Consider the following 22194-nt stretch of genomic DNA (forward strand, 5'->3'; position numbering starts at 1 on the left):
GGAATAAAGCACCGTCCCGGAGCAGCATAAATTTGCACAGTTATTTTCGATTTAGACCACTAGAATAGGTCCACCTTTTTTGGAGCCAGAGCCTTTATGCCAGATCCGGTTGACGCCCCCGGGCTGTCAGAATTACCACTGGACGACTTGGTGGCGTGTCATGAGTGCGATTTGCTGATGCGCAAGCCTGAGCTTGCCCATGGTGAGAAAGCCCTGTGTCCACGCTGCGGTTACGAGCTTTACGCGCATCGGCACAACGTTGTGCAACGTAGTCTTGCCTTGGTCCTCGCCGCTCTATTGTTATATGTCCCGGCGAACTTTTTACCCATCATGCAGCTCCATCTACTCGGTCATTCGTCGCATGACACGGTCTGGAGAGGCGTTGTCGGCCTGTTCGACACCGGTATGCAAGGCGTGGCAGTCGTCGTGTTTCTCTGCAGCATGGGGATCCCGTTGTTGAAGTTGCTCTGCCAACTGGTCGTGCTGTTGAGTATTCGTTTTGATGTTGGACGCAGCTATGGCCTCCTGCTCTACCGCATTTATCACCATCTACGCGATTGGGGGATGCTTGAGGTCTACCTCATGGGCGTGTTGGTCGCGATCGTAAAACTGGCAGATATGGCGACTATTACCGTAGGTCTTGGCTTGGCCTGCTTTATCAGTTTGTTGTTGGTTCAGGTCTGGTTGGAGGTTGTGATGTCGCCTCATCAGATCTGGCAGGCTTTATCAGGAGAGGATGCCCATGCGGGCGATTGATGCAGGCATTCTGATTTGCGCTGAATGCCATGAATTGAATAAGCAGGAAGCTGACACCGACGAGCAAGTCTGCACCCGCTGCGGTGCCCTGGTTCACGCTCGTCGCCCCAACAGTCTGATGCGTACCTGGGCGTTGCTCGTCACCGCAGCGATCCTGTACATCCCTGCGAATGTGCTGCCGATCATGACGGTCAGTTCCCTCGGCCAAGGTGATCCCAGCACCATCATGTCCGGCGTGATCCAGCTGGTTCAGCACGGCATGATTCCAATCGCAGCCGTGGTTTTCATTGCCAGTATCCTGGTCCCGACCTTCAAATTGGTAGGCATCGCGCTGCTGCTGTTTTCGGTGCAGCGTCGCCAGCCGCTCTCTGCTCGTCAACGTATCTGGATGTATCGCTTTATCGAGTTCATTGGGCGCTGGTCGATGCTGGATATCTTTGTGATCGCAATTCTGGTGTCCGTCGTGAATTTCGGACGGCTTGCCAGCATCGAAGCCAATCTTGGCGCCATCGCTTTCGCCAGTGTGGTGATTCTGACGATGTTTGCCGCAGTTACTTTCGATCCCCGACTGATTTGGGATAACACGGAGTCGGACGACGACTATGACTGATTTACCTACAGCTAAAACCCGACCGGCCTCGAACTGGTCTGCCATTTGGGTGTTGCCCCTGATCGCCTTGATCATCGGCGGCTGGCTCGGCTGGCGTGCCTACACCGAAACCGGCATCGAAGTTCAGGTGCGTTTCGATAGTGGCGAAGGCATTCAGGCCAACAAGACTGAAGTCGTCTACAAAGGCATGTCGGTCGGTAAGGTGAAAACCCTCAAGCTCGACGACGAAGGCGCCTCCAAAGGTGTGATCGCCACCATCGAGATGAACAAGGACGTGGAGCAATACCTCAGGACCAGCACGCGCTTCTGGCTGGTCAAACCCAGCGTGACGCTGGCCGGTATCACTGGCCTGGAAACCCTGGTGTCGGGCAACTACGTAGCCATCAGTCCTGGCGAAGGCGAACCGACTCGCAAGTTCAAGGCCTTGGCGGAAGAGCCACCGTTGTCGGACGCCAAGCCCGGATTGCACCTGACCATCAAGGCGGATCGCCTCGGCTCGCTGAACCGCGGGAGCCCAGTGTTCTACAAGCAGATCAAAGTCGGCCAGATCAAAAGCTACTTGCTGTCCGAAGACCAAAGCACGGTTGAACTCAAAGTGTTCATCGAGCCAACGTACGCCAAGCTGGTGCGCAAACACACGCGTTTCTGGAATGCCAGCGGCATCAGCATCGACGCTAACCTGTCCGGTGTGAAAGTGCGCAGTGAGTCGCTGGCCAGCATCGTCGCGGGTGGTATCGCGTTCGCCACGCCGGAAAACCGCAAGGACAGCCCGCCCACCGATCCGAGTCTGCCGTTCCGTCTCTACGAGGACTTCGATGCCGCCGCGGCCGGTATTCGGGTCAAGGTCAAACTCAGCGATTTCGAAGGTTTGCAGGCCGGTCGCACGCCGGTGATGTACAAGGGCATCCAGGTCGGCAATCTGAAAGCACTGAAGATCGATCCCGATCTCTCCGCTGCTACCGCCGAATTGACCCTGGACCCGCTGGCCGAAGATTATCTGGTCGAAGGCACTCAGTTTTGGGTGGTCAAACCGTCGATCTCCCTTGCGGGCATCACCGGTTTGGAAGCCCTGGTCAAAGGTAACTACATCGCCGTGCGCCCCGGCGACAAAGGCGCAGCGCCACAACGTGAGTTCGTGGCACGGCCCAAGGCGCCGCCGCTTGATTTGCGTTCACCGGGCTTGCACCTGGTGTTGTTCACCGAGAACCTCGGTTCACTGGAAGTCGGCAGCCCGATTCTCTACAAGCAGGTCAAGGTAGGTTCGGTGCAGAGTTATCAGTTCTCACGCACTAAAAAGCAGTTGGTAATCGGCGTACACATCGAGAAGGAATACGAAGGTCTGGTTAACGCCTCGACACGATTCTGGAATGCCAGTGGCATCACGCTGACGGGGGGACTCACTGGTGGAATCCAGGTCAAAAGTGAGTCGCTGCAAAGCCTGATGGCCGGCGGCATTGCCTTCGAAACACCGGAAGCAAAAGCGCCGCTGCAGAAACGTATTCCACGTTTCCGTCTGTTCGCCAGCCATGACGACGCCAACCAGAAAGGCACGGTGGTCACGATCAAGGTCGATCGCGCCGATGGTTTGCGCAGCGGCACACCGGTGAGGTTCAAAGGTTTGGATGTCGGCAAGATTGAAGACGTCGACCTCACGGATGACCTGCAATCGGTGATGCTCACTGCGCGAATCACCGAAGTGCCTGAGCGTATCGCCCGGGTAGGCAGTCAGTTTTGGGTAGTCAAACCAGAATTGGGTCTGATCAAAACGTCGAATCTGGAGACGTTGGTCACCGGCCAATACATCGAAGTTCAGCCTGCAGCGAAAAACCTCGGCCCGCAGAAGAACTTTGTCGCCCTGGCCAATCCACCGGAAACCGCCCTGCAAGAACCCGGTTTGAGTCTGGTCCTGAGCGCCGCTCGCCGTGGTTCGCTGAAAACCGGCGTACCGGTGACGTATCGCGAGATCACCGTGGGCAAGGTGACGGGCTACGAACTGGGCCAGACCGCTGATCGTGTGTTGGTGCACATCCTGATTGAGCCGAAGTACGCGCCATTGGTGCGCAGCGGCACGCGATTCTGGAATACCAGCGGTTTCGGTTTCGACTACGGCTTGTTCAAAGGCGCGACGGTCCGTACTGAATCGCTGGAGACCCTGATTCAGGGTGGCATCGCTTTCGCCACGCCGGACGGTGATCGCATGGGGAGCCCCGCGCGGCCTGAGCAAACATTCCCACTGTTCGATAAGTTTGAAGAAGAGTGGCTGACCTGGGCGCCGAAAATTTCGATCGGTAAGTAGCAGGCAGTTCATAGGGCGTCTGTGATGACGCCTTCGCGAGCAAGCTCGCTCCCACATTGAATCTATGTCGATCATCGCATTTGTGTACGACACCGATCCAATGTAGGAGCGAGCTTGCTCGCGAAGAGGCCCTCAAGCTCACTGAAAGCATTCAAAAATGCAGCCACAAAAAAAGGCCGCGATCCATTGGATCGCGGCCTTTTTCGTATCTAACGGTTCAAATCAGACCGCATCCAGCTCCGGCTCATCCGCTTGCACGATGATCGTCGGTTTCACTTCATCGTGACGACGGATGTACTTCCAGTCCGCTTCGTCGATGTAGATCCCGTTCGGCCCGCTGCCGCCTTCCAGGTCGATGGCGACACTGGCGCAAACCTGCGGCTTCACACTCGCCAGGATCGGCACGAAGCCCAGTTGCAGGCTGGTTTCCAGCAAGGCTGCCTGGTTCTTCTCGTCGATGTCCGCCGCCTCGTCGAGGTAGTACGGCAGACGCACCCGGCCGGCCTGGTCGCGGTCCATCAAGTGCAGCAACAAGTACATGTTGGTGAGCGCTTTGATGGTCATCGTGGTGCCGTTGGAAGCGGCGCCATCGATGTCGGTGTGAATCACCGGTTGACCGTTGACCTTGGTGATTTCGAACGCGAGCTCGAACAAGTCCTTGAGGCCGAGCTGGTTGTGGTTCGCCGCCACCAGCCGTGCCAAATACTCCTTGGCCTCTTCGTTCTTGTTGTCCTGATCCGCGCTTTGGCTCAGGTCGAAGACGGAAAGTGTTTCACCTTCTTCGTACTGGCCGGCACTGTGGATGATCTGGTCGATGTGCTTGAGCGCCTCTTTGTTCGGCGCGAGCACGATACGGAAACTCTGCAGGTTGGAGACCTGACGCTTGTTGATCTCGCGATTGAACAGCGCCAGTTGGTGCTCGAGGCTGTCGTAGTCGCTACGAATGTTACGCAGGGTCCGAGCGATGTCGGTGACCGCCGCACGGCGCGCCTTGCCAAGGGTCAGTGCTTCATCGGTGCGGTGCGCGTACGCGTTGATCAACAATTGCAGACGACGCTCCATATCGTCTTCGCTGTCGAACTTGGCCACGCCTTTGAGGCGAACCTGAGCGTACAGCGCTTCGATCTGACCATCGCTGCGCTGCAACCCCTGCCAACTGTCCTGATAGTCATTGAGCAGCGGCAGCAGATTGTCCATGGAGTCGTCGATCGGGTCCATGAACGGTGTACCGAACGGCAGGTCTGCCGGCAACAACTGACGGCGGCGCAGAGCGTCGTCGAGTGTGCGTTGCTTGGCTTCCATATCGCCGATCTGCCGTCCGACCAGTTGCAGCTTGGCCGACAGTTGCTGGACACGTTCGGTGAAGGCGTCGCTGGAGCGCTTCAGTTCATCCTGTGCGGCTTCCATTTGCGCCAGCTGTTCCAGCTTGTCGCCTTCCTCGGCGCTCAGGGTTTGCGCGCGACGGAAATCTTCCAGGGCTTTCTGCGCGTCCAGCACTTGCTGGTACAACGCTTCAGTCTGGGTTTTGCTGGCCGCGCGGTCTGCTGCAACCGCTTGCTGGGTTTTCAGTTGCTTGAGCTCTTTGTCCAGGCGCTCTTTCTGATCGCGCAATGCCGCGCGGTCAGCCAAGGCTTGTAGCGCTGGCGGCTCGATGTGCGAGAGGTCGATGGACAGGCCCGGCACCTCGAAACGCTCACCCTTGAAGCCATCGAGGATCAGCTCCATGGATTTGACCCACTGACCGTCCTCGTCCAGCGCAATCCCGTGCTCGCCCAGCGGCAGGCTGAACAGCGCGCTATTGAACAGGCGCATCAGGCGCTCTACATCCTGTTGCGAGAATTCTTCGCGCAGACGGGCGTAGCTGTTGTTGTCGGCGTGATCGAGTTGTTGCTTGACCGACTTCAGGCGTTTTTCCAGATCCCGCAGACGTTCTTCCAAATCCTCGGCGGTGAATTGGCGCGACTGCGCCAGCGCACCGGCCAGCTCATCGTGCGCGTCCTTGGCGGCGAGCAGTTGCTGCTCCAGGACTTTAACGTCATCGACTAACGCGAAGCGATGCTTGAGCACCGACAGCTCGCCGAGCCAGCGCTGGATGCCGGTGATTTCCCGCTCCAGACGCATCAGCTCCTGAGTGCCGCCGCGTTGATCGTTTTGCAATGCGTCTTGCTCGTTGCGGTAGTGCTCGGCCTGAATCGTCAGCTCTTCCTTGCGCGCACTGGCGTAGTCCGACCAGGTGCCGAGCAGGGAATCGAGCAGCGGCGAGATCCGGTGCAATTTGCCGCGCAGGATATTGCGCTGGGTCACGCCTGCCGCGAGGGCTTCGACCAGTGGGCCGGCGGTGACCAGCGAGTTGTAGTCCTGCTCCATGCGTCGTACGTCGCGGAACGCTTCTTCGCACGCGGCGATGTAGTCGACACTGCCGGAACGCAGGCTGTGTTCGAACGCATCGAGAAACAGCTGCTTGAGCTTGGCCGCTGTGATTTCGCGCATGTGCAGCAGGTTGATGAACAACGCGCGGAAAGTCTTAAGGCTCTGTTCGCTGGTGGAACGCAGCGGGATCAGCGTCAAGTCCAGCGGAATCGAGGTGTGACCGCCAACCAGCAAGCGACGCAATTCATCCGGCTTGAGTTCGTAGGCTTTCAGGCCCTCGCGCTCAAGGTTGGTGAACAGCTCTTTCTGGCGCAGGCAGGTGTCGTTTTTCTGATAGTGAGCCAGATCGAGTTTGCCGGCGTAGGCAAAGAACTGGTGACCGAAACCACCGCCCGGGCCGCGACCCACCACGCCGATGACGTGAGGTCCGTGGGGCAGCGAGACTTCGACGAGGATGTAACTGGTGTCCGAGGCGAAGTAAAAGCGCCGGGACTGTTCCAGGCTGTACTTGCCGAAACTCATGTCCGACATGCGCGCCAGAATCGGAAACTGCAAGGCGTTGATCGACGCGGATTTACCGAGGTTGTTCGCGCCGTAGACCGACAGCGGTTCTTCCAGCGGGAACAGGCCGAGACTGTAACCGGCGGTGTTCAAAAGGGCGAAGCGGCGAATGCCGTAGCGTTCCTTGCTCATGCGTCGGTCTCCTGTTCTTCGGCAATGGCACGGGCCATCGCGTCTTCTTCGCTTTCTTCTTCGAAGTCGCTAAGGTCCAGCGGATCATCGGTCTGCAGCAGCTTTTCGTCGCTGTCGTCGTCGATCAACACCGGAACCGGCAGAGGTAGCACGCTGTGCAGGCTGGCCGCCAGATCGCGGTCCTGCTGAACCGACAGGCAGACATCGAGGAATCGGTGCATCGGCGGCAGGAAACGGTAGACGCCGTTTTCTTCGCCGGCAAAACCGAGTTGGGTCATGCGGCGCATGATTTTTTCTTCGAGCTCTTCGACAGTCTGCACCTCCGCCTGGATGAACAGGTCGCGGTACTTTTCCAGTAAGGAAGGCAATTCATCGCGGCCAAGGCTGCCGCCGTCGAGTACGGCGACGGGGTCACGACCCTGATCTGCCAGATGCTCGACGAGGATGAAGGTGAACAGCGCCAGACGTTGCGCCGTTTTATTCACCGCCGCCGCGGCGAGGTCCGGGACGAAGTAGTAGAAGCCGCGGGTGTCGCAGACCAGTTCAAAGCCCAATGCCTTGAACAGCGTGCGGTACTGGTCCTGGAAGTTCGACAGTTGTGCGTACAGTTCCGGGTCACGGCGGCTGACGTGGTAGCCCTTGAACAGCTCGCGAAAGATCGGCGCCAGCTGGGACAGTTCGGATAGATCAAGATGCATGTGGAATGCTCGCAGAATCCTCGGCGGCGATGTCGCCGGCCGAGAGCAGGGCGAAGGAGCGCAGGCTGACCTGGTGCTCGTGAGTGTGGTAGTCGCGACGCTCCAGACGCTCGCGTTTGAAGCGTTTTTCCCGCGACAGGCGCGAGAACCAATAAAGTAATTCGTCGGTGGCGCCGTCCGGTTCCTGGTCCAGCAGCCAGGTCATCAGGTCCGGCATCGGCAGGGCGTCCTCGCAGCGTTCGAGCATTTCCCGAACCGTGCGTGGCGCGCGCGGTGCTTCGCCTTTCTGAGTCTTGTGGGCCTTGGGGAAGCGCGCCGGTTTCGGTTCGAATCGGGCCAGTGCATACACGTAGGCCTCGACCTGACTGGCACTGCCGAGGAATGTGCTTTGCGGGCGGGTGAACATCGGCATGGCGGCTTGCGGCACCGCATCGATGCCTTTGCGACGGATGGCCGCCAGCGCCAGCGCTGCGCCACGGGTCACGGCGTTGTGGCGACGGGCTTCTTCGCGCAGCGGCAGCAACAGTTCGCGGGCGTGGCGTAGGGTCAGCTGGGCGCTGGTCTGCATTTCGAGGATGCGCGCGTGGGTGCGTAGCAGCATGTCGTCATCGACCAAGTGACCGAGGCGCTGCTGGTCGGTGAGCATCTTCAACAGGACGTTTTCGACCTTGCGCACGCCTTGTTCGAAGGCGCCATCGGCGTTCACCAACTGAATCATCGGCTCGACGTATTCATCCCAGGTCGCCAGCACTTCAGCATAACGCTGACGCAATGGAATCTGCCGGTCGCTGGTCTTGGCGCGTTCGGCGACGGCCACCAGGGCCTGTTCATCGTTGGCGAGCTTCTTCAGAACGTCTCGCACACGCATGTCGAGCAGGCGCAACTGGCGCGCCAGGTCGTCACCGTCGCGGATGTCGAACGCGTCCTGAATGTAACCGGCCAGGCGCTCGAGGTGGCGCAAGTAGGCTTCGATTTCCAGGCACAGGCCCAGACGGTGCTCACGGCGCAGGTAAGCGAGGAAGTCATGGATCTGGGCGTTGAGCTCGAAACGGTTCGGGCTTTTCGCCACGGGAACCAGAATGTCGAGGCGGATCCACACGTCCAGCAGGCTGGTGATGTCCTGCGGCGTACTGTCGAGTTGCTGGGCGGCCAACTGTGAACGCAGTTCGTTGAGGCTCAAGGTGCCCTGGTCGAAGTGCTCGCACAGTGGCTCCAGAAGTGCCCAGTGTTCAGCGAGGGCGCGCAAGACGCGCTTGGGTTCGATCATCGGAATGGCCGGCTGGTTGGCGATTAAAAGCCGCGATTGTACTTCATCGCAGGCGTGGCGCTTCACTCTCGGGACGGGCTGTCGCCATTTTTCATAGGTGGAAAGACTATCGGTGAAGTCTATCGATCAACAGCGCGGGCGATCTTGAGCGAAGGGCGGTAGAATCACCGCACTTTAGTTATCCACAAGTGGCCGACCTTTGCTTATCGAGTCCCGTCGCCGCGCTTATTTGGCCGCCATGCAGGTGGTCAACTGGCTGCCGCGCACCGAATTGCCCTTTGCCGCGCCCTCGCGCGCCGAGCTGCTGGAGATGCCCGAGCCGTTGGTCATCGTCCCGGTTGCACCGGTTCCGGTGGCGGAAGCGCCAGTGGAGCCGGTGATCAAACCGGCCGAACGGGTGAAGATCGAGGTTCCGCGGCCATCGTTGGCCAGCACGCGCACGAACGCCAAGGTCGAAGAAGAGGAGGCGCCGGTCGCGGTCAAGGCGCCGGTCGTGCCGCCACCGCGTTTCGCCCTGCAATTGCTGCGCGCCGGCCGCTGCCTGCTGCTGGTGGAGTTACCCACAGGCGAAACGTTCCAGACCCGCGATCCCGCGTATCTGCTGCTCAAGGACATGCTGCGCGCCGCCGGCCTGCCGGACAGCCCGCAGATCGTCGGCGAGCCGGTGCGTTGGCCGCTATTGGTCCGTGGCACCATGGACCAGGGCCCGGAAGCTGCTCGCGACTTCGTGCAAGGTTTTCTTTCGGCCCGGCTGGAAGATGCTCCCTGCGTCTGCGTATGGCTGATCGGCCTGCCCGCGGTGCGTTTTGCCGGAGAGGCGAACGCCGAATCCTTCAACCGTGAACTCCAGGTCGAAGGCCTGGGCTCGGTCTGGGCCCTGCCGGGCCTGGAATTATTAATGGAAGAGCCACAGCGTAAAGCTGATGTCTGGCAAGCCATGCGTCGGCTGATGGCGCGCTGGAAAGAATCGAATGAGTGACGCTGTATCGTTCCGCCCGATGACCGAAGCGGACCTGGACGCTGTCCTGAAAATTGAATACGCGGCCTACAGCCATCCCTGGACCCGCGGGATTTTTCTCGATGGGCTGGGCAAGTACCAGATCTGGCTGATGTTCGAAGGTCAGCAGCAGGTTGGTCACGGTGTGGTGCAGATCATCCTTGATGAAGCACATCTGCTGAACATCACGGTCAAACCGGAAAATCAAGGCCGTGGGCTGGGTTTGACGCTGCTTGAGCATTTGATGTCCCGTGCATATGACGCTAAGGCACGAGAGTGTTTTCTGGAAGTGCGCGACAGTAACCGTGGTGCGTTCCGGTTGTATGAGCGGTATGGGTTTAACGAGATTGGCCGGCGTCGGGATTACTACCCGGCGGTTGGCGGGCGTGAAGATGCCGTGGTCATGGCCTGCACCCTCGTCGACTGAACACAGATCCCTGTAGGAGCTGCCGAAGGCTGCGATCTTTTGATCTTTCTATTTCGCGACAACAAAAGATCAAAAGATCGCAGCCTTCGGCAGCTCCCACAGGTGAATTCGGTCTGCCCCCTGGTTCAGCGATTGCCATCTATCGGATCGCGCTCTGCCATTTCCGCCTCATCCAGCCCATTGCCACCCCCGATGTCGTCTTCATCGACAATGCTTAAATCCCAATCGGCCTGGCCACCTTCACCCGCTTCATGGGCATCCCGGGCGCCGTCTTCGCGGATCAGGTTTTCCGGGCTCATGTCGTCGTCGGTGGAATCATGGTCATCGGTCGAGTCGCCGGTCATGCCGTCTTTACGCACTCGATTGCGGGCCATCAGTCGTTCGCTCGCTGTTGCCGGCAGTTCGTCGCCAATTTTAGTGCTGGGTTCTTCCTCGTCGAAATCCAGCTCATGCATCGATCCCATGCGGTCTTCATTGTCATCGATGGGCTCGGGCTGCACCGCATCGAAAGGACGTCGTGAATCAGTCATGGCAATTCCTCATACTGTGGGCCTTACTTTAGAGTAGACCCACTGGGCTGCTGAGAATTCCACCGGCACGGAGCGCCAGCGAACCGTTGGGTGCATCAGGGCATCAAGGGGATCTACATCTCGTGCGTGACCCCGACGGCCGGTTGTCTGTCAAAGCAACGCATCATTCTCGAGGCTTTCATTGTATGAACGAATTACAAGATCTGATTGATAACAACGAGCGCTGGGCTGACGCGATCACCAAAGAAGATCCTGATTTCTTCGCCAAGCTGGCCCGCCAGCAGACGCCGGAATACCTGTGGATCGGTTGCTCTGACGCCCGTGTGCCCGCGAACGAGATTGTCGGCATGCTCCCAGGCGACTTGTTCGTACACCGCAACGTGGCCAACGTGGTACTGCACACCGACCTCAACTGCCTGTCGGTGATCCAGTACGCGGTGGACGTGCTCAAGGTCAAACATATCCTCGTCACCGGGCATTACGGCTGCGGTGGTGTGCGCGCTTCGATGCAGGATCGCCAGCTGGGCCTGATCGACGGCTGGCTGCGGTCGATTCGTGATCTCTATTACGAAAAGCGCGAAGAGCTGGCCGAGTTGCCGACCGAAGAAGAGCGGGTCGACCGCCTCTGCGAACTCAACGTGATCCAGCAGGTGGCCAACGTCGGCCACACCAGCATTGTGCAAAACGCCTGGCATCGTGGGCAGAAGCTGTCGATCCACGGTTGCATCTATGGCATCAAGGACGGCCGCTGGAAAAGCCTGAACACGACCATCAGCGGTTTCGAGCAACTGCCGCCGCAATACCGCTTGCGTCCGGTCGAGAAGTTGTAAAGCCTTTCAGCACAGACGCTTTCCCGCGTCAGCCATCGGCCACGCGGGAAAGTCATGCATCGTTTACAGGTGTGGCGCAGGCATTGCGGTCGCGGGGGCCGGGGCCTTGAGCTGTTTGAGTTGGGATTTGATCGGTGGCGTTGCGCACTTGGTCACTGCCTGTTCAGGCGTGAGGTTGCGGATCGAGGTGTAAAACAATTCACAGGTCTTTTCTTTCTGGGTCACTTGCCAGGTCTGGGTGCAGCTTTTCAGCTGAACTTGAGGGTCAGTGCCCGGTTTGCTGCCCATGCCGGCCTGCCAGCACGCGGCGCTCAAATCCTGCCCCATGACTTTCAAGCCGGCGGCGTCGGCCTTGGCCTGGGCATCTTCACCGGTGTAGGTCGCGGGGTCAGCGGCGTACCAGATGTAGCTTGGGTGGTTGGAACCCAGTACCGGCACGTTTACCCCTGTACTTGGACTGATCGTGGCCAGACCCAACACGTTCACGGTCGGACCGTATTGCTGTTTGATCCAGTTACGCACCGGCGCGCCGAAGGCGACCATCGGTAACGCGGCACCGCTGGCGTTCTGGCTGACGTCCTTGACCATGGAGGTCTGATAGTCCTTGAAGTAGTCGTAGACCCCTTCCAGATCCTTGCCGGCACTGGATGGCGCGGCAATCGGTGCGATGTCGATGATGGTCTGGTAGCCCGGCGTCTGGTCTGCGGGGATGCCGTTGTCGGTGAGCAGCGTGGCCCAACGATCGGTGGTGGCAGACCTGAGATAATCTTGTGCCTGGGTCAACGAGTAATCCGGCGGGAAGTGCAGCAGTTCAACGCTTTTGCGGTTTTCCAGCGCCATGCCCAATGGCAGGAACAGATACCAGCTGTAGGCCCACTTGCCATCGGCATTCAGTTTGCTGGCACCGGTGTAGGCCAGATCTCCGGCATCGAGTAGCGCTGCCAACGGTTTTTCATAACCCTTGGGCACGCCGCTGATTTCGGCGTAGAGCTGATCGTTATCGGTTTTCACCAGAACCTTCGCTTCGCTGTAGCCATCGCGTTGCACGCTTTGGGTCAGGTAATGCTCGACGGTCTGTTCCAGCGTCCGGTTGCGAAAACAGATCACGTTGCAGTTGTTGGGGAAGGCAAACAGGCGCGTGACCCGTTCGGTGTTGCCCAGCTTCAGGTCGACATCGGCGTGGGCGGTGGCGCTCAGGGTGAGGGCGGCAAGGGTGAGTCCTGCAAGTTTGAACATGCTCAGATCCTTTTCAGCGATGGGCCCTAGGATAGGGAACAGCGTCATACTGGATCGGCAAGGGTAGTCAGAGAAGTGGTATGAAACAGAATAATTGTGATGAGTCGGGAACGCAGGCTGTAGCCCGCCGCACTCTTGCGGCGGACCGACTCCTGGTTGTGGCGTTACAACAGATGCAGGGCTAAATCACTTCCAGCGCGCAAGTATTCCACTTGGGCAACAACAGCGTCTTTAACGATGGCTTCGCCGGTATCGGTAAGTTTGGCTTTCTTGGCATCGATAATTGCCGACTGCAGTAACTGCATGGCGACATCCATTGCCTTTTGAAAAGCCGTCACATTGTTATGGTGGCCAAACTCCCGAATGACAGCGTCCATGCGTCTGTCGGCATCATCGCGCAGGGCTTTATATTCAACGAATGAAACTCTGCCATCCTGGTAAATTTCATTAATCATTTCTTCCAGCGATTTCGATATTAAAGGCATTTACTTTTCCGTCCTTGGTTAATGCAGTTTACTGAATAGAAGTTGTCTGCTCCGTCGAAGTCTAACGCGGTAATTTATGCATTGAAGATAGGACGTTACCTGGCGTTGTGTCAGGCAACACCGAACCTGTTTGTAAGACCAATTCAGCTGCAGTCATTCGCCCCTTCGACAAGGGGCGATGCCATCTTCAGTCAGCTCGTGAAATGCAAGGCATTGGTCAAATCCCCCATTGGCTGTTGGCCACGGGCAATCATCGACTCATCGCGCAGTTTGATTCCGTCGAGTGTCTCCAATTGGAACACCCGAGTGATCAGCCGCAGGATCGAAGCCGTGTCGTAGACCGTATGGTCCACCGTGCCCTTGCGCGAGAACGGTGAAATGACCAGCGCCGGGATACGCGTCCCCGGGCCCCAGCGATCGCCTTTGGGCGGAGCAACGTGATCCCACCAGCCGCCGTTTTCATCGACCGTGATCACCACCACCATGTTTTTCCATTGCGGGCTCTGCTGCAAAACCTTCAGTGCGCGGACGATGTGCCGGTCGCCAGATGCCACGTCGGCGTAGCCCGCGTGCATATTCAAGTTGCCCTGGGGTTTGTAGAACGTCACCGCTGGCAGCTTGCCGGCTTCGGCATCGGCCAGGAACTTGTTGGTGCTCGACTCATCGCCCAAACCGCCATCGCGCAGGCGCTTGCTGCGTTCAGCCGGGTTTTCCGGGCCTTGGCGTTTGAAGTAGTTGAACGGTTGATGGTGGTACTGGAAGTTCGGAATTTTCGGAATGGCTCCCGAATCCTTGTATTCATCGATCGTGGCTTGCCACGCGCCGCCGTACCAGGCCCAGTCGACGTTTTTCTTCGAGAGCTTGTCGCCGATATGTTCGTGTGTTTGCGGGACAAGCACGCTGGGCAAGTCGGCTTTGGCGTAGTCCGGGCGCTCGGGATCGCGGATCCAGGTCGGCCAGTAAGGGGGAGCCATGGTGTTCACGGCATAGCCGTCGGGAGTCAGCAGGCTCGGGCCGAATTGCGGCGGGCCGGTCATGGCGCTGGTGGGTGACTGGGCCAACGGCTTGAGGCGCGTATCGGTCGGATCATCACTCTGCAGTGTGGCGATCTGCGACTTGGCCGCCGAGTTGGCGGCATCCGGATAAAACGGCACCTGGGCACTGATCAGATATTGATGGTTCAGGTACGAACCGCCGAACGCGCCCTGGAAAAAGTTATCGCACAGGACGAATTCTTTGGCGACATCCCACAAGCGCAGCGAGTACCGGGTCTGGGCGTAATGGCCGAACGTCAGGGCGCCGGAGTCGGCCCATGCCACAAAGTGATCGTTCTTGCCGCCGTTGATCTGCATCTGGTTTTGATAGAACACATGCCACAGGTCGCGAGTGACCAGGTTCAGGGGCAAGTCTTCGCCTTGTGGCCCCTTGAGGGCGAACGGGGCATTGGGCAGATGTTCCTGAAACTGCGTACCGGCGGGATAAATCACGCCATCAAGGGTTTGCGGGCCGACCTGGTTCACGCCACCCCATACCGGCGGCAGGCCCGACAGCACGCTGCCGTCGCGATCGCGTTGCAGGTATTGCTCGGGTTTGATCGCGGACAGCGGGTTTTCGATGCCGGGGAAATCGGCAAACAGGTTGTTGAAGCTGCGGTTTTCGCCGTAGATCACCACGACGTTTTTCACCTGTTCGCGCAGGGCTTTATCCAGTTCGGTTGGCGTCAGTGCTCGTTCAGCCGGTTTTCCCGGTTCATCACCATGGGGGCCGCAAGCGCTTAAGGTAGCGCCTACACCCAATACCGCAACGCCACCGAGGAAACGGCGACGGCTGGTATCGGTGGGTTGATCGTCTTCGGGGGAGGGGATGTCGCTTCCGTCTTTTTCGTCGTTCATTCCGACTCCTGTCTTGCAAAGTTGTTGCAATATATTTCTGCGGGACACTAGCAGCGCGGTGTGGCGGGGAGGTTACACGAGAGTTTCAATTGGCTGACACTGCGATGGCCGGCACGCATCCTGTCACGGTGTGCGACATTTACCATCATCAGGCACTGCTGGACTGGCGCGATACCCACGCAAAACGCCCAAGTGCCATGGCGCAGCATGCGAGGTGTGCGCAATCGTATTGCCCACGGCTACTTCGATATCAATCTTGAAGTGGTGTGGGATACGGTTCAGGCGGCGTTGCCTGAATTTCTGAAGGTGTTACCCACCGATCAAACCTGATTGCACCTGCTCCACAGCGGGTGCAATCCACTTCAGTTACGGCATCACCGGCGCCGTATACGTCAGCGTCGTCCCCAGCGCCCACAGCAGGAACAGCACCAGCGGCGTGTGCACCAGCAGTTGCACGAACGAAAATCCGATCAAGTCCCGCGCCTTCAACCCGAGCACACCGAGCAGCGGCAGCATGTAAAACGGGTTGATCAGGTTCGGCAGGGCTTCGGCGGCGTTGTAGATTTGTACGGCCCAACCCAGGTGGTACTTGAGGTCGGTGGCCACTTGCATGACGTACGGCGCTTCAATGATCCATTTACCGCCGCCGGACGGGATGAAGAAACCAAGGATGGACGAGTACACACCCATCAGCAGCGCATAGGTGTCGTGGGACGCGATGCTGACGAAGAAGGTCGAGATGTGGTGCGCCAGGGTTTGAGCGTCAGCGCCTTTGACGGTGGTCATCAGCGCAGCGATCGAGCCGTACAACGGAAACTGGATCAGCACGCCAGTGGTGGTCGGCACCGCACGGGCCACGGCGTCGAGGAAGCTGCGTGGGCGCCAGTGCAGCAACGCGCCGAGCATCAGGAACAGGAAGTTGTAGGTGTTCAGGCCCGAGATGGCACTGATCGCCGGTTTGGTCGAGAACTCATGAAACAGCCAGCCGGCGGCCAGCAACACCAGCAGAATCGTCAGCAGCGGGCTGTGTTCCAGCCATTCGCCGGGGCGGGTGCGCGGTTGCAGCGGCGGCAGATTGAAACTGGGGTCGATGCCACACGCTTTGGCATCACGCGCGGTATTCGGGCCGGGGGCGGTAGCGTAGGCAATGATCAGCGAGATGATGATCAGCGCCAGCAACATCACGCCGGACTGCCAGAGAAAAATGGTTTGGGTGAAGGGAATGACGCCGGTGATCGACAGAATCGACGGCGGCAGACTGGCCGGGTTGGCCTGCAGTTGCGCGGCGGACGACGACAGGCCCAAGGCCCACACGGCGCCAAGGCCGAGATACGCGGCCGCACCGGCCGCGCGGTAATCCATTTTCAGATCGGTGCGGCGGGCGAGGGCGCGCACCAGCAAACCGCCGAATACCAGCGACAAGCCCCAGTTCAGCAACGACGCGACCATGGAAATCAGCGCCACCCAAGCCACGGCGGAGCGGCCGTTTTTCGGGATGCGCGCCAAGCGATCAATCAATTTCACCGCCGGAGGCGAACTGGCGACCACATAGCCACCGATCACCACGAACGCCATCTGCATGGTGAACGGGATCAGGCTCCAGAACCCGTCGCCGAACGCCATGGCGGCGTCGGTGGGTTTGGCGCCCATGGCCATGGTGGCCACCGCGACGATAATCACCGCCAGTGCGGCAAACACCCAGGAGTCGGGGAACCAGCGTTCGGCAAAGCTTGAGCAGCGCAGGGCAAAGCGGGCATAGCGGCTATCTTCGATATCAGCGGCCACGGGAGTACCTCGAATTCTTATGTTTGTTGTGGTTTTCAGGGGCTGTAGGAGCGAGCTTGCTCGCGATGGACTTCAGAGCGCCGTGTTTAGCCAGAAAACACGCGTCATCGTTAACGACCATCGCGAGCAAGCTCGCTCCTACAATGCATTGGCGGCAAAGGCCCATTTGGACAGCTGCCAACAGTAAAACAATAGGATGCTTTTTGCGGCGCTGTTTTGGGCGTATGGGACTAAGGTCTAACGGGTTGTCCGTGGACACGTTTGCGTAGACCATGGGCGCCTTGGTTTTTTTGCCGATTCCAGAGTTCTTTTTCATGACTGCCAACACCGATTCGCCCCCGGCGCCATTCAACCGCTCGGACTACAAAACCCTGGGGCTCGCCGCCCTCGGCGGGGCGCTGGAAATCTACGACTTCATCATTTTCGTATTTTTCGCCCTGACCCTCAGCCAGGTGTTCTTCCCACCGCAAATGCCCGAGTGGCTGCGGCTGCTGCAAAGCTTCGGGATCTTTGCCACCGGCTACCTGGCGCGGCCACTGGGCGGAATTCTGATGGCGCATTTCGCCGACAGACTGGGGCGCAAGAAGGTCTTCAGCCTGAGCATCTTGATGATGGCGCTGCCGTGCCTGCTGATCGGCATCATGCCGACCTACGCGCAAATAGGTTATTTCGCGCCGCTGCTGCTGTTAGCCCTGCGAATCCTCCAGGGCGCGGCGGTCGGTGGTGAAGTGCCCAGCGCCTGGGTGTTTGTCGCCGAGCACGCACCGGTCGGGCATCGCGGTTATGCCTTGGGCTTTTTGCAAGCGGGGCTGACCTTTGGGTACTTGATCGGTGCATTGACGGCGACGTTTCTGACACAGGCGTTCACACCGGCCGAAATCCTTGATTACGCCTGGCGTTATCCATTCCTGTTGGGCGGCGTGTTTGGCGTGATCGGCGTCTGGCTACGTCGCTGGCTCAGCGAAACCCCGGTGTTCATGGCCATGCAGGCGCAACGCGACGCCGCTATCGAACTGCCATTGCGCACGGTCTTGCGTGAACATCGCCTGGCGATGCTGCCAGCGATGATCCTCACGTGCGTGCTGACGTCGGCGGTGGTGGTGTTCGTGGTGATCACCCCGACCATGATGCAGAAAACCTTCGGCATGAGCGCTGGTCACACCTTCGCACTCAGTGCCTTGGGCATCGTTTTTCTGAACATTGGCTGCGTGCTCGCCGGGTTGCTGGTCGACCGCATCGGGGCGTGGCGCACGGTGATGCTTTATAGCCTGCTGCTGCCGTTGGGTATTGGCGTGCTTTATACCTGCTTGATTATCGGCGGCAACTGGATCGGCCTGGCGTACTCGATTGCCGGCCTTAGTTGCGGGGTGGTTGGCGCGGTGCCGTCGGTGATGGTAAGCCTGTTCCCGGCGCGGATTCGCGTCTCGGGCATCTCCTTTACTTACAACATTGCCTACGCCGCATGGGCGAGTGTCACACCGCTGTTGTTGATCGGCCTGATGCCGTGGAGTCCATGGATCTGCGTGATTTTCTGCGCCGCGATGGGGGCGGTAGGCGTAAGCAGTGCCGCGTATTTTGGCGCACGGATGCCGAGCGTTGGAAGCTGCTCAGCGGCTGGCGCGATCTGATTGAATGCTCCGAAGCGCCAGCCCTAATGCCAGTCAGTAAGAAAATCTCAGGCGAAACACGCTCTTGGTAGCAGCTGGCGAAGCCTGCGTTCGGCTGCGTAGCAGTCGTAAAACCTGAGTGAGGTCTTCCTGAAACACCGCGCCGCCTGATTTCACGACTGCTACGCAGCCGAACGCAGGCTTCGCCAGCTGCTACCAAGATCGCGTTACGGCTTAACTGACTGGCATTAAGCGTCTGCCCCTCATTTATTTTTGTAGGACAAACCGCAAACGCTCTTCAGAAAATACTTCCAAAGCCGATGGCTAGGCTGCATTCCGCTTTCTATCTCTGTCCATCGGTACTTTCCCATGTTCAACAAACGCTTGAAGCAAGAGTTGTCGGCTCTTCGTGAAGAACTCTCCAGCCTTCAGCAAGTGAAGGAAAGTCTGGAAAGCGAGATGCTGGTCCTGACCCTCGATCCCGATGGCCGGATTCAATCGGCCAACCAGAACTTCCTCGGCGAGATGCTCTACAAAAGCAACGACCTGGTCGGCCGACACATCGAGGACCTCGTCCCGGCCCATGTGAAATCGGACGAGTTTCATCACCGCTTCAAGGCCTCGCTGACCCGTGGCGAGCACTTCGCCGGCGCGGTGCGTTTGTTGCGTGGTAATGGCCAGGAAGCCTGGTTGCGCTCGATTGTGCAGCCAGTGCGGTCTGCGGACGGGCGGATCAGGCACTTCGCGATTTACTCCAGCGACCTGACCCGCACCATTGAGGCGTCCCGTGAGCACGAGAACCTGATCGGCGCGTTGGTGCGCTCGACCGCGGTGATCGAGTTCGATCTTGATGGTCAGGTGTTGACGGCTAACGACCGGTTCCTCAGCGGCATGGGTTACAGCCTGGCGCAGATCAAGGGTAAACATCACCGAACGTTCTGCGAGCCGCAGGAGTACAACAGCGCCGAGTATCAACACTTCTGGCAGCGCTTGAACGCCGGTGAGTTTGTGGCCGGCCGATTCAAACGCGTCGACAGCCACGGTCGTACGGTCTGGCTGGAGGCGTCCTACAACCCGGTGACCGATGCCAACAACAAACTCTACAAAGTGGTGAAATTCGCCACGGTGATTAGCGACCAGGTCAAGCAGGAACAGGCAGTCGCCGAAGCGGCCAACATTGCCTACAGCACTTCACAACAAACCGACAATAGTGCTCAGCGCGGTAACGCCGTGGTCACACAAGCGGTGAATGTGCTGCGAGATCTTGCCAAGCATATGCAAACCGCCGGCGAAGGTATCGAAGCCCTTAACGAGCAATCACTGGTGATCGGCACCATCGTTAAAACCATCAGCGGCATTGCCGAACAAACCAACTTGCTGGCGCTCAATGCGGCCATCGAAGCGGCTCGGGCGGGCGAACAGGGGCGCGGTTTTGCGGTAGTGGCGGACGAGGTCCGGCAACTGGCATCACGCACCAGCCAGGCCACCGATGAAATTGTCGGCGTAGTGCGCCAGAATCAGGAGATGGCCCGCAACGCCGTGGCCCTGATTACCGACGGCAAGCTTCAGGCTGAACAAGGCCTGGCGTTGGCGGCAGAGGCCGGCACGGTGATCGTCGAAATTCAGGACGGTGCGCAGAAAGTGGTGAACGCGGTGGGGCAGTTTGCCAATCAGCTGGCGAGTTGATTACGCGTCAGTATGTTTAAAAGATCGCAGCCTTCGGCAGCTCCTACATGGGCACACCTGTAGGAGCTGCCGCAGCCTGCGATCTTTTCCGCGTCTCGCGGGATATGGCTACAATTGGCTCTTTTCCGAGGAGTAGCCATCCATGAGCGTTTCCCATCGCCGTCCGGTTCCGTTGTCCAAGGCTTATCGCCTGCTCAATCATGGGCCGACTGTGCTGGTCAGCGCGGCCCATGATGGCCAGCGCAATATCATGGCCGCCGCCTGGGCCATGCCGCTGGACTTCGAACCACCGAAAATTGCCGTGGTGCTGGATAAGTCCACCTGGACCCGACAACTGCTGGAAGGCTCCGGTACGTTCGTGCTGAACGTACCCTGCGCCGCCCAGGCCGATATCGTGCAGACAGTCGGTTCGACCTCCGGCCTGGAATTGGTTCAGGGCCAAGGTCGGGACAAGTTCCAGGTGTATGGCTTGCAAACCTTCAGTGGCGAATTGATCGAGGCGCCGATGCTCGAAGGCTGCGTCGCGTGGCTAGAGTGCCGATTGCTGCCGGAGCCGGGCAATCACCAGCAATACGATCTGTTCCTGGCCGAAGTGATTGCCGCGCAGGCAGACGAACGCGTGTTCAGCGAAGGCCGCTGGCACTTCGAAGGGCAAGACGCATTACGTACCTTGCATCACGTGGCTGGCGGGCATTTCTTGAAGATTGGCGATCCGGTGGACGGTAAAACCTTGCAGGCGTAAGCCGGCTGCTGTTCACACCCACAGGTCATTCTGGGCGGTGCGGTCGCCGCCTTCGCTGCCAGTGTTCAAGACACCCTTGGGTTCGATCAGCAGCAGTTTCACCTCCTGCTCGGCGAACGGTTTGTGCTCGACGCCCTTCGGCACCACATACATTTCGCCCGCGTTCACCAAAGCGTGGCCATCGCGAAAGTCGATGCGCAACTGGCCTTCCAGAACGATGAACGCTTCGTCGGTATCGAGATGGTCGTGCCAGATGAAATCCCCCAGCAGCTTCACCACCTTGAACTGGTAGTCGTTCATTTCGGCAATGACCCGAGGCGTCCAGTGCGAGGTGATCCTGGAAATTTTTTCAGCAAAGTTCAGGCTTTCGTAAGCGTTCATGACGCGGCTCTCGTGGTTGATCGTGAATCCACGATAGCCAGCGCATCGATGCGCTTCTTGTACGATTGTGCGGGACTTAGCGACGGTGCATTTTCATCCAGCGGGCCGGCGACAGTCCGTAGGTTTTGCTGAATTGCCGGGTCATGTGGCTCTGATCGGTAAAGCCAGCGATCAGGGCGGCGCTGACCAGTGACTGACCCTGAATCAGCAGTGAGCGGACCAGGTCCAGGCGGCGCATCGTCAAGTAGCGATACGGACTGGTGCCGAATAACAGGCGAAAATCCCGCGACAGACTCCAGCGATCCCGACCGCTGTGCTGCGCCAGTTCTTCCAGCGTCACGGTGCGATCCAGAGCGCTGTCTATGAACTCCCGCACGCGCTCCGCTGCCACATAGTCGAAGCTCGGGCGGGTGACAGATACTCCGCAAGCATTGCTCAAGGCTTGCGCCAAATCGAACAGCGCGTCCTGTTCTTCCAGTGGATCAAGGGGGCCATCGAGGCTTCGCAACAGCATGGCGGTGGCGGCGAACAGTCGAGGGTCGGTCGACAGCCCGTTTTTGATAAACGGCAGCGGCTGACCGCCGAGCATCTGCTGGATCAGCGCCGGCTGGATGTACATCATTCGGTATTTGAAACCGGCCTCCGTGCCGGCCTCGCCGTCGTGTACTTCGTCCGGGTGCAGCACCATCGTCCCGCCCGGCAGACTGTGGCGCCAGCCGCCTCGATACTGAAAACTCTGCACGCCGGCCAGGGTTAGCCCGATGGCATAGGTGTCGTGACGGTGAAGGTTGTAGCCGTGACCTGCGAAAAACGCTTCGAAACGCTGAAGCCCTCCACCGTCGGGCGCACGGTGGAACCAGTCGATGGGACGCGTTTGCTTGGTCATGGACGTCGTTGTCTTGAATT

The 22194-nt window shown here is 59.0% G+C and carries 19 protein-coding genes and 2 pseudogenes; 11 read left to right on the forward strand and 10 right to left on the reverse strand.

Annotation, left to right across the window (positions count from 1 at the left end):
- The first annotated feature begins 96 nt into the window (after positions 1–96).
- Genes JFU37_RS28660 through JFU37_RS28670 form a run of 3 tightly spaced genes read left to right on the forward strand, consistent with a single transcriptional unit; the run spans position 97 to position 3662 of the window.
- Positions 97–756, forward strand: a complete 660-nt coding sequence (locus JFU37_RS28660) for a paraquat-inducible protein A (protein ID WP_201120501.1) — start codon at positions 97–99, stop codon at positions 754–756.
- Positions 743–1366 (forward strand): paraquat-inducible protein A, encoded by a 624-nt coding sequence (locus JFU37_RS28665; protein ID WP_201120502.1) that lies wholly within the window; start codon positions 743–745, stop codon positions 1364–1366. The genes JFU37_RS28660 and JFU37_RS28665 overlap by 14 nt, the downstream gene beginning before the upstream one ends.
- A complete protein-coding gene (locus JFU37_RS28670; RefSeq protein WP_201120503.1) occupies positions 1359–3662 on the forward strand; it encodes a PqiB family protein in 2304 nt (767 codons plus the stop codon). Before JFU37_RS28665 ends, JFU37_RS28670 begins: the two co-directional genes overlap by 8 nt.
- Before the next feature lie 222 nt (positions 3663–3884).
- On the opposite strand, the gene mksF is transcribed toward JFU37_RS28670, so the two are convergent.
- Genes mksF through mksB form a run of 3 tightly spaced genes read right to left on the reverse strand, consistent with a single transcriptional unit; the run spans position 3885 to position 8690 of the window.
- Positions 3885–6725, reverse strand: coding sequence for an Mks condensin complex protein MksF (mksF, locus tag JFU37_RS28675; protein WP_201120504.1), 2841 nt, complete (start codon positions 6723–6725; stop codon positions 3885–3887).
- Positions 6722–7423, reverse strand: a complete 702-nt coding sequence (mksE, locus tag JFU37_RS28680) for an Mks condensin complex protein MksE (protein ID WP_201120505.1) — start codon at positions 7421–7423, stop codon at positions 6722–6724. Before mksE ends, mksF begins: the two co-directional genes overlap by 4 nt.
- Complete coding sequence (gene mksB, locus JFU37_RS28685) at positions 7413–8690, reverse strand: Mks condensin complex protein MksB (protein WP_201120506.1); 1278 nt, start codon at positions 8688–8690, stop codon at positions 7413–7415. The genes mksE and mksB overlap by 11 nt, the downstream gene beginning before the upstream one ends.
- Before the next feature lie 238 nt (positions 8691–8928).
- On the opposite strand from mksB, the gene JFU37_RS28690 reads away from it, so the two are divergent.
- Entirely contained in the window at positions 8929–9669 is a 741-nt protein-coding gene (locus JFU37_RS28690) for an energy transducer TonB (protein WP_201120610.1), read from the forward strand.
- Positions 9662–10114 carry a ribosomal protein S18-alanine N-acetyltransferase gene (gene rimI / locus JFU37_RS28695; RefSeq protein ID WP_201120507.1) on the forward strand — a complete coding sequence of 151 codons (453 nt, stop codon included), beginning with the start codon at positions 9662–9664 and terminating at the stop codon, positions 10112–10114. Before JFU37_RS28690 ends, rimI begins: the two co-directional genes overlap by 8 nt.
- 125 nt (positions 10115–10239) lie before the next feature.
- On the opposite strand, the gene JFU37_RS28700 is transcribed toward rimI, so the two are convergent.
- The gene (locus tag JFU37_RS28700; RefSeq protein ID WP_201120508.1) at positions 10240–10644 is read right to left on the reverse strand and encodes a serine kinase/phosphatase; all 405 of its coding nucleotides are present in this window, start codon (positions 10642–10644) and stop codon (positions 10240–10242) included.
- 185 nt (positions 10645–10829) lie between these two features.
- Between JFU37_RS28700 and can the strand changes: the two genes are divergently transcribed.
- Positions 10830–11474 (forward strand): carbonate dehydratase, encoded by a 645-nt coding sequence (gene can / locus JFU37_RS28705; RefSeq protein ID WP_201120509.1) that lies wholly within the window; start codon positions 10830–10832, stop codon positions 11472–11474.
- A gap of 63 nt (positions 11475–11537) precedes the next feature.
- Here can and JFU37_RS28710 read toward each other — a convergent pair whose 3' ends face one another.
- From JFU37_RS28710 to JFU37_RS28720, 3 genes are all read right to left on the reverse strand, one after another.
- Positions 11538–12710, reverse strand: coding sequence for a hypothetical protein (locus tag JFU37_RS28710; RefSeq protein WP_201120510.1), 1173 nt, complete (start codon positions 12708–12710; stop codon positions 11538–11540).
- A gap of 164 nt (positions 12711–12874) precedes the next feature.
- Positions 12875–13195 (reverse strand): hypothetical protein, encoded by a 321-nt coding sequence (locus JFU37_RS28715; protein ID WP_201120511.1) that lies wholly within the window; start codon positions 13193–13195, stop codon positions 12875–12877.
- A gap of 191 nt (positions 13196–13386) precedes the next feature.
- On the reverse strand, positions 13387–15087 hold the full coding sequence (locus JFU37_RS28720; protein WP_201120512.1) for an acid phosphatase: 1701 nt from the start codon (positions 15085–15087) through the stop codon (positions 13387–13389).
- 60 nt (positions 15088–15147) lie between these two features.
- Here JFU37_RS28720 and JFU37_RS28725 point away from each other — a divergent pair, with 60 nt between their 5' ends.
- Positions 15148–15417 carry a HepT-like ribonuclease domain-containing protein gene (locus JFU37_RS28725; protein WP_446739617.1) on the forward strand — a complete coding sequence of 90 codons (270 nt, stop codon included), beginning with the start codon at positions 15148–15150 and terminating at the stop codon, positions 15415–15417.
- 36 nt (positions 15418–15453) lie between these two features.
- Here JFU37_RS28725 and JFU37_RS28730 read toward each other — a convergent pair whose 3' ends face one another.
- Positions 15454–16872 (reverse strand): TIGR00366 family protein, encoded by a 1419-nt coding sequence (locus JFU37_RS28730; protein WP_201120513.1) that lies wholly within the window; start codon positions 16870–16872, stop codon positions 15454–15456.
- A 314-nt stretch (positions 16873–17186) separates the two neighbouring features.
- Here JFU37_RS28730 and JFU37_RS28735 point away from each other — a divergent pair, with 314 nt between their 5' ends.
- The 4 genes and pseudogenes from JFU37_RS28735 (at position 17187) to JFU37_RS28745 (ending at position 20907) form a co-directional block, all read left to right on the forward strand.
- Complete coding sequence (locus JFU37_RS28735; RefSeq protein ID WP_201120514.1) at positions 17187–18500, forward strand: MFS transporter; 1314 nt, start codon at positions 17187–17189, stop codon at positions 18498–18500.
- A 438-nt stretch (positions 18501–18938) separates the two neighbouring features.
- A pseudogene (locus JFU37_RS31420) lies at positions 18939–19577 on the forward strand (PAS domain-containing protein); the annotation flags it as partial.
- A 150-nt stretch (positions 19578–19727) separates the two neighbouring features.
- Positions 19728–20165, forward strand: a pseudogene (locus JFU37_RS31425) (methyl-accepting chemotaxis protein); the annotation flags it as partial.
- Positions 20166–20307: 142 nt separating this feature from the next.
- Complete coding sequence (locus JFU37_RS28745) at positions 20308–20907, forward strand: flavin reductase family protein (protein ID WP_201120516.1); 600 nt, start codon at positions 20308–20310, stop codon at positions 20905–20907.
- Between the two features lie 12 nt (positions 20908–20919).
- Here the strand turns inward: JFU37_RS28745 and JFU37_RS28750 are convergent, their stop codons facing one another.
- The gene (locus JFU37_RS28750; RefSeq protein WP_201120517.1) at positions 20920–21288 is read right to left on the reverse strand and encodes a cupin domain-containing protein; all 369 of its coding nucleotides are present in this window, start codon (positions 21286–21288) and stop codon (positions 20920–20922) included.
- A gap of 76 nt (positions 21289–21364) precedes the next feature.
- Complete coding sequence (locus JFU37_RS28755) at positions 21365–22174, reverse strand: AraC family transcriptional regulator (protein ID WP_201120518.1); 810 nt, start codon at positions 22172–22174, stop codon at positions 21365–21367.
- Between the last annotated feature and the right edge of the window lie 20 nt (positions 22175–22194).

The organism is Pseudomonas sp. TH41, from assembly GCF_016650695.1.
Classification (GTDB): Bacteria; Pseudomonadota; Gammaproteobacteria; order Pseudomonadales; family Pseudomonadaceae; genus Aquipseudomonas.